The organism is Micromonospora marincola (assembly GCF_056150385.1).
The window spans coordinates 249,373-262,727 of the sequence record NZ_JAXCFT010000006.1 but is presented as its reverse complement, the minus strand read 5'-3'; the positions used below and the strand labels follow the sequence as shown (position 1 = coordinate 262,727).

General features: G+C 72.9%; 17 protein-coding genes. 8 read left to right on the top strand and 9 right to left on the bottom strand.

All coding sequences use genetic code 11. The features are described from left to right. Positions 1-39: 39 nt before the first annotated feature. The gene (locus SM450_RS17015) at positions 40-213 is read right to left on the bottom strand and encodes a hypothetical protein (protein WP_474620689.1); all 174 of its coding nucleotides are present in this window, start codon (positions 211-213) and stop codon (positions 40-42) included. Positions 214-373: 160 nt separating this feature from the next. Between SM450_RS17015 and SM450_RS17010 the strand changes: the two genes are divergently transcribed. The 3 genes from SM450_RS17010 (at position 374) to SM450_RS17000 (ending at position 3,190) form a co-directional block, all read left to right on the top strand. Next, positions 374-1,414 (top strand): alpha/beta hydrolase family protein, encoded by a 1,041-nt coding sequence (locus SM450_RS17010; protein ID WP_474620688.1) that lies wholly within the window; start codon positions 374-376, stop codon positions 1,412-1,414. Positions 1,415-1,578: 164 nt separating this feature from the next. Further along, positions 1,579-2,112, top strand: coding sequence for a nucleotidyltransferase domain-containing protein (locus SM450_RS17005; RefSeq protein ID WP_474620687.1), 534 nt, complete (start codon positions 1,579-1,581; stop codon positions 2,110-2,112). 115 nt (positions 2,113-2,227) lie between these two features. Beyond that, positions 2,228-3,190: an alpha/beta hydrolase family protein gene (locus SM450_RS17000; RefSeq protein WP_474620686.1), complete on the top strand. Its 963-nt coding sequence runs from the start codon at positions 2,228-2,230 to the stop codon at positions 3,188-3,190. A gap of 58 nt (positions 3,191-3,248) precedes the next feature. Here the strand turns inward: SM450_RS17000 and SM450_RS16995 are convergent, their stop codons facing one another. The 3 genes from SM450_RS16995 to SM450_RS16985 all read right to left on the bottom strand — a co-directional run bounded on the left by SM450_RS16995 (position 3,249) and on the right by SM450_RS16985 (position 5,952). Further along, the gene (locus tag SM450_RS16995; protein ID WP_474620685.1) at positions 3,249-4,211 is read right to left on the bottom strand and encodes a zinc-binding dehydrogenase; all 963 of its coding nucleotides are present in this window, start codon (positions 4,209-4,211) and stop codon (positions 3,249-3,251) included. A gap of 77 nt (positions 4,212-4,288) precedes the next feature. Beyond that, positions 4,289-5,464 carry an NAD(P)-dependent malic enzyme gene (locus SM450_RS16990; protein ID WP_474620684.1) on the bottom strand — a complete coding sequence of 392 codons (1,176 nt, stop codon included), beginning with the start codon at positions 5,462-5,464 and terminating at the stop codon, positions 4,289-4,291. Positions 5,465-5,616: 152 nt separating this feature from the next. Next, entirely contained in the window at positions 5,617-5,952 is a 336-nt protein-coding gene (locus SM450_RS16985; RefSeq protein ID WP_474620683.1) for a S26 family signal peptidase, read from the bottom strand. A 53-nt stretch (positions 5,953-6,005) separates the two neighbouring features. On the opposite strand from SM450_RS16985, the gene sodN reads away from it, so the two are divergent. Genes sodN through SM450_RS16970 form a run of 3 tightly spaced genes read left to right on the top strand, consistent with a single transcriptional unit; the run spans position 6,006 to position 7,425 of the window. Beyond that, the gene (gene sodN / locus SM450_RS16980) at positions 6,006-6,410 is read left to right on the top strand and encodes a superoxide dismutase, Ni (protein ID WP_396777918.1); all 405 of its coding nucleotides are present in this window, start codon (positions 6,006-6,008) and stop codon (positions 6,408-6,410) included. Further along, the gene (locus SM450_RS16975) at positions 6,407-7,021 is read left to right on the top strand and encodes an N-acetyltransferase family protein (RefSeq protein ID WP_474620682.1); all 615 of its coding nucleotides are present in this window, start codon (positions 6,407-6,409) and stop codon (positions 7,019-7,021) included. Before sodN ends, SM450_RS16975 begins: the two co-directional genes overlap by 4 nt. After that, on the top strand, positions 7,018-7,425 hold the full coding sequence (locus SM450_RS16970; protein WP_474620681.1) for an ATP-binding protein: 408 nt from the start codon (positions 7,018-7,020) through the stop codon (positions 7,423-7,425). The genes SM450_RS16975 and SM450_RS16970 overlap by 4 nt, the downstream gene beginning before the upstream one ends. Positions 7,426-7,471: 46 nt before the next feature. On the opposite strand, the gene SM450_RS16965 is transcribed toward SM450_RS16970, so the two are convergent. Beyond that, complete coding sequence (locus SM450_RS16965; protein ID WP_474620680.1) at positions 7,472-7,876, bottom strand: hypothetical protein; 405 nt, start codon at positions 7,874-7,876, stop codon at positions 7,472-7,474. 43 nt (positions 7,877-7,919) lie between these two features. Between SM450_RS16965 and SM450_RS16960 the strand changes: the two genes are divergently transcribed. Continuing rightward, the gene (locus SM450_RS16960) at positions 7,920-8,870 is read left to right on the top strand and encodes a diacylglycerol/lipid kinase family protein (RefSeq protein WP_474620679.1); all 951 of its coding nucleotides are present in this window, start codon (positions 7,920-7,922) and stop codon (positions 8,868-8,870) included. 446 nt (positions 8,871-9,316) lie between these two features. Continuing rightward, positions 9,317-9,574: a WhiB family transcriptional regulator gene (locus SM450_RS16955; protein WP_013288358.1), complete on the top strand. Its 258-nt coding sequence runs from the start codon at positions 9,317-9,319 to the stop codon at positions 9,572-9,574. Between the two features lie 65 nt (positions 9,575-9,639). On the opposite strand, the gene SM450_RS16950 is transcribed toward SM450_RS16955, so the two are convergent. Genes SM450_RS16950 through SM450_RS16935 form a run of 4 tightly spaced genes read right to left on the bottom strand, consistent with a single transcriptional unit; the run spans position 9,640 to position 12,987 of the window. Further along, positions 9,640-10,380, bottom strand: coding sequence for a sirohydrochlorin chelatase (locus SM450_RS16950; RefSeq protein ID WP_474620678.1), 741 nt, complete (start codon positions 10,378-10,380; stop codon positions 9,640-9,642). Beyond that, the gene (locus SM450_RS16945) at positions 10,362-11,126 is read right to left on the bottom strand and encodes a phosphoadenylyl-sulfate reductase (RefSeq protein WP_474620677.1); all 765 of its coding nucleotides are present in this window, start codon (positions 11,124-11,126) and stop codon (positions 10,362-10,364) included. The genes SM450_RS16950 and SM450_RS16945 overlap by 19 nt, the downstream gene beginning before the upstream one ends. Next, entirely contained in the window at positions 11,123-11,281 is a 159-nt protein-coding gene (locus SM450_RS16940) for an IS1 family transposase (protein WP_139128717.1), read from the bottom strand. Before SM450_RS16940 ends, SM450_RS16945 begins: the two co-directional genes overlap by 4 nt. After that, positions 11,278-12,987, bottom strand: a complete 1,710-nt coding sequence (locus tag SM450_RS16935) for a nitrite/sulfite reductase (RefSeq protein WP_474620676.1) — start codon at positions 12,985-12,987, stop codon at positions 11,278-11,280. Before SM450_RS16935 ends, SM450_RS16940 begins: the two co-directional genes overlap by 4 nt. Between the last annotated feature and the right edge of the window lie 368 nt (positions 12,988-13,355).

Below are 13,355 nucleotides of genomic sequence, written 5' to 3'. Positions count from 1 at the left end.
ACCTCGGCGTACCGGTGTGGGTCGAGACGGTCCCGGGGCTCAGCCGAACGCGAGCCAGGCGACCAGGGCGACGACGACCACGACGGCCACGCCGAGGCCGGCGAACAGCGGCAGCCGCGACGGTGCCGGCGCCGGGGCGGCCGACTCGGGCGCGTCCACGAAGGCGCGGAACTGCGCGGTGTTGCCGCTCGGATCGGTGTAGTTCTCAGCCATGCGCGTGACCCTAGCGAAACCGCGCTACCGGCAGCGACCCACCCGGCCGGCGTCGAACCACCCCGTTCTCCGGTTCCGGCGAAACCCGCCCGGCCGGTGGAGACGCGCGCCGTCCGGACGGCGGGCGCGGGTTGCCCGCTCGGTCACCTACCGTGCAGAGGTGAGGGGGATGCGGCAGGTCGCCGTGCTGATGGCGGCGGCGGCGATGTTGGCCGGCTGCGGCTCGGACGTCGCCACGACCGACCCGGTTCCGGCCGGTATGCGCCCCGCGCCCCACCAGCCGTACGCGGTAGGCGTGCGGCACTTCACCGTCGACCCGGACGGCCTCCGGCCGCTGCCGGTCACCGTCTGGTATCCGGTCGACCCAGGGCCGTTGGTCAACGACTCGGCCGTCTCCCCTAGCCCCGCGACCGCCTCCCTCAGCCCCGCCACGGCCCGACCGGCGACGACACCCGGCCCCGCACTCGCGGCGGAGCCCGGGACCACCGGGCCGGTGATCCGCCCCGGTGCGCCGGTGGCCGCCGGCCGGTTCCCGGTGGTCGTACACAGCCACGGGCTGCGCAGCCTGCCCGCGCTGCACGCCCCGCTGACCAGCCGATGGGCCGCCGCCGGATTCGTGGTGGTGGCGCCCACCTATCCGCGTACCAATCTGCGCGCCCGGAACTTCACCCGCGACGACGTCCGCAACCAGCCGGCCGATGCCTGGCGGCTGATCCGATACCTGGTGCGCCTGGGCGCCCGGCCCCGGGATCCGCTCGGCGCGCACCTGGCCGTGGACCGGTTCGCCGCCACCGGGCATTCGGCCGGCGGCTACACCACGTGGGGCATGTTCACCTCGGGTCACCCGGCCCGGCTGCGCGGCGGCATCGTGATCGCCGGCGGCCGGCTTACCGGCAGTTTCGCCCGGCCGCTCGCCCCGCTGCTGTTCGTGCACGGCGCCGCCGACCCGATCGTCCCGGAGTCGGTGGGCCGGGCCGCGTACGCCCGCTGCCTCGGGCCGGCCGCCTTCCTCGGCCTGCCCGGCCAGGGCCACGGCGAATACCTGAATCCCGGCCGGCCCGGATTCGCTCAGGTGCTCGCCACCACGACCGACTTCCTGCGCTGGACGCTCTACGCCGACCGGGCCGCCCTACGCCGCCTCCCCGCCGACGCCGCCGTCCCCGGCCTCACCACCTTCGCGACCCGCGACTTCCCCACCTGATCCACCCCACCCGCCCCCGCCCGCCCGCCACCCGCCACCCCGCCACCCACGGCGTTAGGCGGGGCCCCCGCTTAACAGGTGGGTGTTAAGCGGGGCCCCCGCCTCTACCGCAGGCGTTAAGAGGGGCCCCCGCCTTACCCCCATCGAGCGGTAGCGTTGGCCCGGTGGACGGGCTGGAGCAGCGGCAACTGGGTGCGATCCGGGAGGTCGTGGAGCTGGCCGGTGCGGCCGGGATTCAGGTATGGCTGCGGGGCGGCTGGGCGATGGACTTCCACCTCGGCACGGTGAGCCGCCCCCACGTCGACGTCGACTGGTACTGCTGGCGGCATGACGCCGACCGGTTGGCCGTCCAGCTCGGCGGGCAGGGCTGGCGCCCCGACCCACGGATGCCGGCGACCAAGCAGCTTGACCTGCTTCGCGGCGACATCGAGCTTAGCTTCGCCTACCTGGACCAGGATCCGGCCGGCCGGGTGGTCGTCGGCGCCGGGCCGTGGGCGGGCACGCCCCTGCCGGACGGGATGCTCGACGCGCCGCCGGGCCGGATCGGGTCACTCGTGGCGCCGGTGATCAGTGTCACCGCGCAGATCGAGTTCAAGGAGATGTTCCCGGTCTGGATGCCCGAGCGCTCTCGACGCGCCAAGGATGCCGCCGACCTGGCCCGCCTCCGGTCCTCGATCGGCGACCGCCCGACGGGCTGACCCGCCCCACCGCACCACCACCCCGCCGCCCGCCCAGGGTGTTAATAGGGGGCCCCGCCTCTACCGCAGGCGTTAACAGGGGCCCCTCCTTAAACCGCGAGGCACAATCGGGTTCATGCGCCGTCGTCCCGTTGCCCTGGTCACCGCCGCCCTGCTCGGCGCCGGTCTGTCCGGCTGTTCGGAGCCGACCGCCCCGACCGGGCGGCCCGCCCCCGATGCCCCACCGCAGGCCACCACGCCCGCGCCGCGGGTCGCCGCCGGCAAGGCGCCCACGAAGAGCTTCGCGGTCGGCGTACGCCAGCTGAAGCTGAACCGCGACGGCGAGCGGCCGTTGCCGGTGACGCTCTGGTATCCGGCGACGGGCGCGGCCGGCGGCACCGCCGAGCGGTCCGCCCGCGCGGCCGACGGGCGGTTTCCGGTGGTGCTGTTCAGCCACGGCCTCAATGCCCGGCCGGAGGACTACCAGGTGTTGCTGACGCGCTGGGCGGCGGCCGGGTTCGTGGTGGCCGCGCCGCGGTTCCCGCACACCGCGCGGGGTGGTGACGGCAACCCGCTGGACGTGCTCAACCAGCCGGCCGACGTGTCGTACGTGTTGACCCGGCTGCTCGCGCTCGGCGAAACGGCGGGCGATCCGCTGCACGGCCGGTTGGATCCGGAGCGGGTGGCCGCGACCGGGCACAGCGCCGGTGGCGTGACCACCATCGGGCTGTTCACCACCGGCCGGGACGAGCGGCTGGACGCCGGGATCGTGTTCGCCGGTACGGCGCTCGGCGTGGGCACCGGGTTCGCCGGCGCCGCCGCGCCGCAGTTGTTCGTGCACGGCGAGGCGGACGAGGTGGTGTCGTACGCGGCGGGCCGGGCGGTGTTCGACGCGGTGCCGTGGCCGAAGGCGATGCTCAGCCTGCCGAAGGGTGATCACGGCCGGGCGCTGCTCGGTGACGGGAAGGCGTTGCGGGTGGTCGCCGACACCACTGTCGAGTTCCTCCGCTGGTCGCTCTACGGCGACCCGTCGGCGAAGACCCGCCTCCCCACCGACGCCGCCCGGGGTGGCATCGCCACCCTCGACGACCACCTGTAAGGCGGGGTCCCCGCTTAACGCCTGCGGTAGAGGAGGGGCCCCGCTTAACACGCCGGCCTCACGCCGTGTGGTCGACGACCACCTTGCCGAAGACCTCGCCCGAGTGCAGCCGGGCGAACGCATCGGGGATGCGGCTGAACGGCACGATCCGGTCCACCACCGGCCGGACCCTGTGCTCGGCGCAGAACGCCAGCAGTTCGGCAAGCTCGCCCGGGGTGCCCATGGAGGTGCCGAGGATCTCCAGTTGCATGGCGAAGATCCGGCGCAGGTTGATCTTGGGCTCGTGCCCGGCGGTCGCGCCGGAGACCACGATCCGGGCCATCGGCGCGGCGGACTTCAGCGAGTGGTCGAACGTGGCCGCGCCGACCGTCTCGACCACCACGTCGACCCGCTCCGGCAGGCGTGCGCCGGGCTCCAGCGCGGTGGCGCCGAGCTCGGCGATCCGCTCCCGTTTGGCGGCGTCGCGGCTGGTCGCGTACACCCGTTTGCCGAGCGCGACGCCGAGCGCGACCGCCGCGGTGGCCACGCCGCCGCCGGCGCCCTGGACCAGCACCGACTCGCCGTCGGCGACCCGACCCCGGGTGGTGAGCATCCGCCACGCGGTGAGCCAGGCCGTGGGCAGGCACGCCGCGTCGGTGGCCGACAGGCCGTCGGGCAGCGGCAGCAGGTTCATCCGGGGTACGGCGACCAGCTCGGCGAACGTGCCCGGGAAGCGCTCGGAAAGGATGGAGACCCCGCGGGGGTCGCCCGGGGTGGGCACCACCGGGTAGATGACCACCTCGTTGCCGTCCGGGCCGGTGCCGACCGCGTCGCAGCCGAGGATCATCGGGAGTTGGTCGGCGGTCAGGCCGACGCCGCGCAGCGACCAGAGGTCGTGGTGGTTGAGCGAGCTGGCCCGCACCCGCACGGTCACCCAGTCGTCCTGCGGGTGGGTCGGCTCGGGCCGGTCGCCGACGGTGAGCGCGGCGAGCGGGTTGTCGGCGTCGAAGGCCGAGGCATAGGCAGCACGCATGATCCGCACGGTAACAAGCTGAGCGGCCGTTAAGAAGGGGCCCTTCCTATGCAAAAGGCGATAAGAAGGGCCCCCTCCTTACACCCTCAGCGGCGCGCTACCCCGTCGCGGCGGGCGGCTTCGGCGACCGCTTCCGCCACCGCGGGGGCGACCCGCGGGTCGAGCGGCGACGGCACGATCGCGTCCGCGGTCAGCGACTCGGCCACCACGCCGGCGATGGCATCGGCGGCGGCCACCTTCATCCCCTCGGTGATCCGGGTGGCGCCGGCGTCGAGCGCGCCGCGGAACACGCCCGGGAAGGCGAGCACGTTGTTGATCTGGTTCGGGTAGTCGCTGCGCCCGGTGGCGACCACCGCGACGTGCCGGGCGGCCACCTCGGGGTGCACCTCCGGAGTGGGGTTGGCAAGCGCGAAGACGATGCCGCCGGGGGCCATGCCGGCCACCGCCGTCTCGGGGATCTGGCCGCCGGAGACGCCGACGAGCACGTCCGCGCCGCGCAGCGCCTCGGTGACGTCACCCTGGCGACCTTCGGCGTTCGTGAGTTCGGCCAGTTCGGCCTTGGTGCCGGTGAGGTCGCGGTGTCGGCCGATGATGCCGCGTGAGTCGCACACCACCACCCGGGCCGGGTCGACGCCCCCGGCGATCAGCATCTTGGTGACCGCCACCCCGGCCGCGCCGGCCCCGCTGACCGCCACCCGCAGGTCACCGAGCTTGCGGTTGAGCAACGTCGCGGCGTTGCGCAGCGCGGCCAGCACCACGATCGCGGTGCCGTGCTGGTCGTCGTGGAAGACCGGGATGGGCAGCGCCTCGTCCAGCCGACGCTCCACCTCGAAGCAGCGTGGCGCGCTGATGTCCTCCAGGTTGATCCCGCCGAACGAGGGCGCGATCGCCCGTACCGCCGCGACGATCTCGTCCACGTCCTGGGTGTCCAGGCAGACCGGCACCGCGTCCACGCCGGCGAACTGCTTGAACAGCACCGCCTTGCCCTCCATCACGGGCAGCGCGGCGCGTGGGCCGATGTTGCCCAGACCGAGTACGGCGGAGCCGTCGGTGACCACGGCGACGGTGTGCGACACCCACGTGTAGGTGTCGGCGAGGTCGGGATCGGCGGCGATCGCCTCGCAGACCCGGGCAACCCCCGGGGTGTACGCGAGGGAGAGATCTTCCCGGCTGGTCAGCGGCACGGTCGAGGCGACTGCCATCTTGCCGCCGACGTGCAGTCGGAAGACGGGATCAGCGGGGTCCGGGGTGGACGCAGACATGGTGACTCCAGGATCTGTCGAGCAGACGGACCGGCCGGCGCGGTCGGCGATGGTCAGCGACCGGCGGGGCGGCGGTGCGGGGGGTCACCCGGGCACTTTCCGAGCATAGTCACGCGCCCACTCCCACGATGTGAGCGGGGTCATATCCATCGTCACCCCTGCCGACCTCTGATCCGACCGGGTCGGGGCCACCAGCGGGCCACCACCCGGCCGCGCACGTCGGCCACCCCGTACGCCCGGGAGTCGTCGGTGACCAGGGCATTGTCGCCGCGCAGCCACCAGCCGCCGTCGCGCGGCTCGACCGCGCGCTTCACCACGAGCAGGTCGGGGCGGCTGCGGAAGACCGCGACCACCACGTCGCCGGGACGGATCGGGCGGCCACCGGTGCGGACCAGCACCGCGTCGCCGTGCCGCAGCGTCGGGGACATGGACGGGCCGGTTATCAGGACGGGCTCCACGGGTTTCACCTCCCGCCCGCTGGAAAGCATCTCCAGGAGTAATGTCGTCTTCGATCATCGCAAACATCCCATGGAGGACCCTGATGCGCCTTCCTCGCATCCTCACGCCCCGGGTGACCGCCAGCGCCCACTGTGACCTGCCCTGCGGCGTCTACGACCCGGCCCAGGCCCGGATCGAGGCCGAGTCCGTCAAAATGATCTGCGAGAAATACCAGGCGAACACCGACCCGGAGTTCCGCACCCGCGCCATCCTGATCAAGGAGCAGCGGGCCGACCTGGTCAAGCACCACCTGTGGGTGCTCTGGACGGACTACTTCAAGCCGCCGCACTTCGAGAAGTACCCGCACCTGCACCAGCTCTTCAACGAGGCCACCAAGCTGGCCGGCGCGGCCGGCGCCAAGGGCGGGACCGACCCGGCCAAGGCCGACGAGCTGCTCTCGAAGATCGACGAGATCTCCAAGATTTTCTGGGAGACCAAGCAGGCGTGACCTCGCCCGTCACGGCGCCGACGATCCGGCCGGTACGTCCCGAGGACGTGCCGGCCGTCGTCGCCATGGTGCACGAACTCGCCGCGTACGAGCGCGCCCCGGAGCAGTGCCACCTCACCGCCGAGCAGCTCGACGCGGCGCTCTTCGCGACTGTTCCAGGTCGCGGCGCGGCGTCAGACGCGCCGAGCTGGAGCGGTCGACAGGCCACGCCGGCGCTGTTCGGGCACGTAGCGGTGGATGCGGCGGGCGAGCCGGTGGGCTTCGCCCTCTGGTTCCTCAACTTCTCCACCTGGGCCGGCGTGCACGGCATCTACCTGGAGGATCTCTACGTCCGGCCGGACGCCCGGGGCACCGGCGCCGGCCGGCTGCTGCTTGCCGCCCTGGCCGCGATCTGCGTCGAGCGTGGCTACCAGCGGCTCGAATGGTGGATGATCAACTGGAACCCGGCGGCCCGCTTCTACGCCGCGATCGGCGCCACGCCGATGGACGAGTGGACGCCGTACCGGCTGGCCGGGGCCGCGTTGGGCGATCTTGCCACGCGGGCGACGACCGTACCCACCCGTTCGACCGACCGACCGGGTAGAGTCCCGCACCGGGGGGATGAGGCGTGACTCAACTGACCGGGCATCCGACGACGGACGACGACGTCGTGCACCTCACCGTGCCCGCCGACGGCGGTTACCTCGGTGTGCTCCGCACCGCCACGGCCGGGCTGGCGGCCCGGCTCCAGTTCGCGCTCGACGAGATCGAGGATCTGCGCATCGCGGTCGACGAGGCGTGCGCCATGCTGCTCGCCATCGCCACCCGCGACGCCGAGCTGGAGTGCCGCTTCGCGGTCACCGAGGACGCGCTCACCGTCGAGGTGACAGTGCCGACCGTGCGGGGCGCCACGCTCCCGTCCGAGTCGTCCTTCGCCTGGAAGGTGCTCACCGCGTTGACCACCGGGGCCGGCGCGCGGGCCGCCGACGGCCGGGCCACCATCTCGCTGCTGACCCGCCGCTCCGGCGGCTTCTGACCGGTCCGGGTCGCGCGTCGCGCGACACCGGCGAACGGGCCGGCGACTACCGGCCGGCCGGGTCGCCGAAGCCGAGCGCCCGGTTGGTCGGGCCGCTGACCAGCAGCCCGACGACGCCGATCCCGAGCGCCATCAGCGGCAGCCCGAGCCAGCCCATGCCGCCGGAGAACATGTACCACCCGATGGGCAGCAGCATGAGTTGGAGCACGATCGCCGGCGCGCGGGCGCCCGACCGCCGCCGGGACAGCGCGCCGCCGAGCGCCCAGAGCGCGACCGCCCCGGCGACCGCGAAGGCGGTCACCAGCAGCGCCGAGGTCAGGTCGGCGCGCTCGGCGGTGAGGTCGGACCAGATCAGCCACAGCGCGACAAGTCCGAGCGCCACCGCCTCGGCGCGCAGCACGAGCACCGCCGCGCGGAGCGGGACGGGGACCGGGTCCGAGTCGATCGTCACGGGCGCCACGATACCGGTGGGTAGGCGCGGTATTGTGCCGCCCATGCGGGCCGTCCTGGTGGTCAATCCGAAGGCCACCACCACAAGCGAGCGCAGCCGGGACGTGCTGGTCCGGGCCCTGCGCAGTGAAGTCGACCTCTCGGTGCGCTACACCCGCCGACGGGGCCATGCCATGGATCTGGCGCGGGAGGCGGCCCAGGAGGGCGTCGACCTGGTCGTCACGCTCGGCGGCGACGGCACGGTCAACGAGGTGGTCAACGGGCTGATGGCGGCCGAGCCGCCGACGTTCCGCACCGGGCCGACCTCGGCCGAGCGGCTGCCGGCGCTTGCCACCGTGCCGGGTGGCTCGACGAACGTCTTCGCCCGGGCGCTCGGGTTGCCGCGGGAGTGGCCGGACGGCACCAGCATGATCCTTGAGGGGCTGCGCCTGGGGCGGTCGCGCACGATCGGGCTGGGCCGGGCGGACGACAGGTACTTCACGTTCTGCGCCGGCTTCGGGCTCGACGCGGCGGTCATCCGCCGGGTGGAGCAGGCCCGCAAGCGGGGCCGGGTGTCCACCCCGGCCCTCTACTTCCGGTCCACGGCCAGCCAGTACTTCGTGGGCTCGGACCGCCGCCATCCGCCGATCACGTTGGAGCGCCCGGGTGAGGCGCCGGCGACCGAGCTGGCCACCGCGATCATCCAGAACACCGCGCCCTGGACCTATCTCGGTGACCGGGAGATCAACCCGAACCCGGAGGCGTCGTTCGATCTCGGGCTCGATGTGCTCGCCATCCGGCAGCTCAAGGTGGCCAGCACCGCACGGACAGTGACCCAGTTCTTCTCCCGGAAGCCCGATCCGCACGGCAAGCAGGTGCTCCGACTGCACGATGTGGAGGAGTTCACGCTGGTCGCGGCCCGCCCGCTGCCGTTCCAGCTGGATGGGGACTATCTCGGCGAGCGGGAAAAAGTCAGATTCACATCCGTACCCGCCGCACTGAGAGTAATCTGCTAGGTCTCGGGTATCCCCGTCGGTTGACGCGGACCCCCGCCCGCACAGGGGTGAGTGGCCGCCACGCCGAGGAAGGGTGCCGGAAATGTCAGCATCGTCACGCAGACCGTACTATATTGATCCTCGACTGTGGCACGCCGGGTAACGAGAGCCCTCGCAAACCGGGACAAATGGGTGGTGAGCCCGCTCACTGTTCGGAGTTTTTCCGAGCGTCACCCTTGACATCGCTGTAGTTCGTGAAAGTATTCACAAGCGAACTCGTGTTACCGGGACATCGCCTGGATATGCTCGTCCGGTTGAGCTGTTCCAGCAGGTCCACGGGCCCACAGCCTGCTCACGCAGCGCCGAATTGATGGAAGCTGACCGTCACCTTTCGGCAATGCGGATGCATATAGGAATAGCAACAAAGCGTTATCTGGCCATCCACTAAAATGAGGAGTGTTGCCGCCATGGACTGGCGCCACGATTCGGTCTGCCGCGACGAGGACCCGGAGCTGTTCTTCCCGATCGGGACGTCCGGTCCGGCCCTCCTGCAGGTGGAGCAGGCGAAGGCCGTCTGCCGGCGCTGCCCCGTGACCGACCAGTGCCTGCAGTGGGCGCTGGAGTCCGGTCAGGACGCCGGCGTCTGGGGCGGGATGAGCGAGGAGGAACGCCGCGCGGTGAAGCGCCGCGGCGGTCTCCGGGTGTTGCGCGCTCACTCCGCCTGACCCACACACACGCGGAACGCCCCGGCCGGGATCCCGGCCGGGGCGTTCCGCTGTCCGGACCGTGGTCAGCCCGCCGCCGCGTCCACCCGTCGGCGCACCAGATCGGCGAGTTCCGGCAGGTCGGTGAGCGGGTCGGCGACCGCCACCGCGCCGGCCGAGCGGGCCGCCGCGCGTACCCCGTCGTGGAACCGGCCCGGTGCCAGGAAGTAGGCGGCCACCGCGACCCGGCGGGCGCCCGTCGCGCGCAGCCGCGCCACCGCGCCACCGACCTCCGGAGGCGCGGCCGAGGCGTACGAGACCCGGCAGCGCACGCCCAGTCCGGCGCCGAGCGCCGCGGCGACCCGGCCCACCGAGGCACGCGCGGCGGGATCACGGGTGCCGGCCGCGGCCAGCACCACGGCGTCCGCGTCCTCCCCGGCGGCCTCGGCCAGCCGGCGCCGCAGGGCGGCCAGCAACCGCCCGTCCACCGCGCCGCCGGTCGGCCCCAGCACCTCCGTCACCCGCACGTCGAGGTCCGCGCCGGCCGCCGCGACCGCCGCCGGGATGTCCACCTTCCGGTGGTACGCGGCGGTCAGCAACAACGGCACCAGCACCACCCGCCGGTGCCCGGCGGCGGCCAACTGCCGCAGCACGTCAGCCGGCCCGGGCTCGGTGTGGTCGAGCCAGCTCGGCAGCACCGGCCGGCCCGGACCGGTGGCCGCCACCGCCCGGGCCAACGCCCGCGTCGCCTCGGCCGCCCGCGGATCACGACTGCCGTGCGCCACAAGCACCACCGGCGCGCCGCCCGTCAGAGGTGCAGGCCGCACTCGGTCTTCTCGAACATCGCCCAGCGACCGGCCCGCGGGTCCTCCCCCGCCTTCGTCCGGCGGGTGCACGGCCAGCAGCCGATCGAGCCGTAACCCCGGGCGAACAGCTCGTTGACCGGGATGTCGTGGCGGGCCACGTACGCGTCCACCTCGCGCTGCGTCCAGGCGGCGATCGGGTTCACCTTGACCTTGCCGCGCCGCGCGTCGAAGCCCACCACAGGCGTGTTGGCCCGGGTCGGCGACTCGTCCCGGCGCAGCCCGGCAGCCCACGCGTCGTAGCCGGCGAGCGCCCGCTCCAACGGCTCCACCTTGCGTAGCTGGCAGCACTCGTCCGGGGACCTGTTGAACAGGCGCGGCCCGTACTGGCCGTCCTGCTGGCCGACAGTCATCCGGGGGCGGATCGAGCGGACCCGCACCGGCATCCGCCGGGCCACCTCGTCGCGGACCCGCAGCGTCTCCGGGAAGTGCAGGCCGGTGTCCAGGAACACCACGTCGACGCCGCGCGCGACCCGGGAGACCAGGTGCGCCACCACGCCGTCGGCCATCGAGCTGGTCACGCAGAACCGTTCGCCGAACGTCTCCGCCGCCCACCTGGCGATCTCCAGCGCGGGCGCGTCCGCCAACTCCCGCCCGGCCTCCTCGGCCAGCGCCCGCAACTCCTCCGGATCCCGCCGGGCCGGGTCCGCCGGGCTGGCCTCGCCGGCGCCGACCAGACCCAGGCCGGCGGCGGAGAGCAGGCCGGTCATCGGTTCACCGCCCGGCTGAGCAGGCCGGTGAACTTCACCGAGAACACCCGCGCGCAGGCGTGGCACTCCCAGGCGCCGTGCCCGGCCTCGTGCGGTCGCAGGTCCTCCTCGCCGCAGTACGGGCAGTAGAGAGGCGCAGATCGAGCGTCACTCATCGAAGCTCCTCCTCATCGACTCTGATCACCCAGTTGGCGAAGCTCTCGCCGTCGGTCCGGCCGGCCAGGTAGCGGCGGGCCAGCCGTTCCACGTACTCCGGAAGCGCGTCAGCGGTGGTCTTCAGGCCGCGCAGCTTGCGGCCGAAGCCGGCGGTCTGCCCCGCGGCCATGCCGAGGCCGCCGCCGAGGTGCACCTGGAAGCCCTCGACCTGCCGGCCGTCCGGGCCGACCACGAGCTGGCCCTTGAGCCCGATGTCCGCGACCTGGGTGCGGGCGCAGGCGTTCGGGCAGCCGTTGAGGTGGATGGAGATGTCCGCGTCGAAGTCGCGCAGCCGCTCCTCCAGCCGCGCGACAAGCTCCTCGCCGCGCCGCTTGGTCTCCACGATGGCAAGCTTGCAGAACTCGATGCCGGTGCAGGCCATCGTGCTGCGCCGCCAGGCCGACGGCCTGGCCTCCAGGCCGATCTCGCGCAACGCGGTCACCAGCTCCTCGGTCCGCTCCGGCGCCACATCCAGAACCAGGAGCTTCTGGTACGGCGTGAGCCGCACCCGGTCGCTGCCGTGCGCCTCGGCCACGTCCGCCAACCGGGCGAGCTGGGTGCCGGACACGCGGCCCACCACCGGGGCCGCACCCACATAGTTGGCGCCGTCGCGCTGCGGGTGCACGCCGATGTGGTCGACCGGCTTCGCCGGCAGCTCCGCGGCCGGCCCGTCGAGCAGCGTCCGGCCCAGGTATTCCTTCTCCAGCACCTCCCGGAAGCGCTCCACGCCCCAGTCGGCGACCAGGAACTTCAGCCGGGCCCGGTTACGCAGCCGGCGGTAGCCGTAGTCGCGGAAGATGCCCACCACGCCGGCCCACACGTCCGGCACCTCGTGCAACGGCACCCAGACACCGAGCCGCTTGGCAAGCATCGGGTTGGTGGAGAGCCCGCCGCCCACCCAGACGTCGAAGCCGGGGCCGTGCTCCGGGTGCTCGACGCCGAGCAACGCGATGTCGTTCGCCTCGTACGGGGTGTCGACAAGCCAGGAGATCGAGGTCTTGAACTTGCGGGGCAGGTTCGAGAACTGCTTGTCGCCGACGTACCGGCGGACGATCTCGTCGATCGCCGGGGTGGGATCGACGACCTCGTCCCGGGCCACCCCGGCGACCGGGCTGCCGAGCACGATCCGCGGACAGTCGCCGCACGCCTCGGTGGTCTGCAGGCCGACCGCCTCCAGCCGGCGCCAGATCTCCGGCATGTCCTCGACCCGGATCCAGTGGTACTGGATGTTCTGCCGGTCGGTGATGTCGGCGGTGTCCCGGGCGAACTCCCGGGAGATCTCCGCGACGACCCGGAGCTGGGCCAGGCTGAGCTGACCGCCGTCGACCCGGACCCGGAGCATGAAGAACTCGTCCTCCAGCTCGTGCGGCTCCAGCACGGCGGTGCGCCCGCCGTCGATGCCGGCCTTACGCTGGGTGTAGAGGCCCCACCAGCGGAACCGGCCACGCAGGTCCTGCGGGTCGATCGAGGCGAAGCCCCGGTGGGCGTAGATGTTCTCGATCCGGTCCCGCACGTTCAGCGGATCGTCGTCCTTCTTGATCCGCTCGTTGGGGTTGAGCGGCTCACGGTGCCCGAGCGCCCACTGGCCCTCGCCACGCGGCCGACGGGGCGCCCGGGCGGCGGGAGCCGGCTGGTCCGAGCGGGTCGGGGTGCTACTGACCGCCATCGCGGCGTCCTCCGTTTGTCTGCTGCGGTGCCTGGGAGCGCGGGCGCGGCCGGCCCTTCAGGAGGGCCGAGGACGGCGGTGTCGATGACGGCCGGCGCGGAACGCGCCCGAGACGGATGGGTCGGGCGTCGTCAGTGGGCCGGACAGATCGCGCTGCGCACGCGGCCGTAGTCGACGTGGCGGCGGGCCACGAAGCGGCGGACGACAGCGGCGGTCATGTGCCTCATGCTGCCACATCACTGGGTCCCCGGCCACCGAGCGGCACTGTGATCCCACATCACGGGCCTCCCGCCGAGATCGACGTCCATCCACCCCCCACCTTTTGTGACCTGCCCCACCCCGCCCCGGTGTCCGGGTGAGGCGGAATG

Bases quoted from the DNA above. Each gene is read 5' to 3' on its own strand.
- SM450_RS17015 (WP_474620689.1), bottom strand. From the start codon at position 213: ATGGCTGAGAACTACACCGATCCGAGCGGCAACACCGCGCAGTTCCGC.
- SM450_RS17000 (WP_474620686.1), top strand. From the start codon at position 2,228: ATGCGCCGTCGTCCCGTTGCCCTGGTCACCGCCGCCCTGCTCGGCGCC.
- SM450_RS16990 (WP_474620684.1), bottom strand. From the start codon at position 5,464: ATGTCTGCGTCCACCCCGGACCCCGCTGATCCCGTCTTCCGACTGCAC.
- SM450_RS16985 (WP_474620683.1), bottom strand. From the start codon at position 5,952: ATGCTTTCCAGCGGGCGGGAGGTGAAACCCGTGGAGCCCGTCCTGATA.
- sodN (WP_396777918.1), top strand. From the start codon at position 6,006: ATGCGCCTTCCTCGCATCCTCACGCCCCGGGTGACCGCCAGCGCCCAC.
- SM450_RS16960 (WP_474620679.1), top strand. From the start codon at position 7,920: ATGCGGGCCGTCCTGGTGGTCAATCCGAAGGCCACCACCACAAGCGAG.
- SM450_RS16955 (WP_013288358.1), top strand. From the start codon at position 9,317: ATGGACTGGCGCCACGATTCGGTCTGCCGCGACGAGGACCCGGAGCTG.
- SM450_RS16945 (WP_474620677.1), bottom strand. From the start codon at position 11,126: ATGACCGGCCTGCTCTCCGCCGCCGGCCTGGGTCTGGTCGGCGCCGGC.
- SM450_RS16940 (WP_139128717.1), bottom strand. From the start codon at position 11,281: ATGAGTGACGCTCGATCTGCGCCTCTCTACTGCCCGTACTGCGGCGAG.
- SM450_RS16935 (WP_474620676.1), bottom strand. From the start codon at position 12,987: ATGGCGGTCAGTAGCACCCCGACCCGCTCGGACCAGCCGGCTCCCGCC.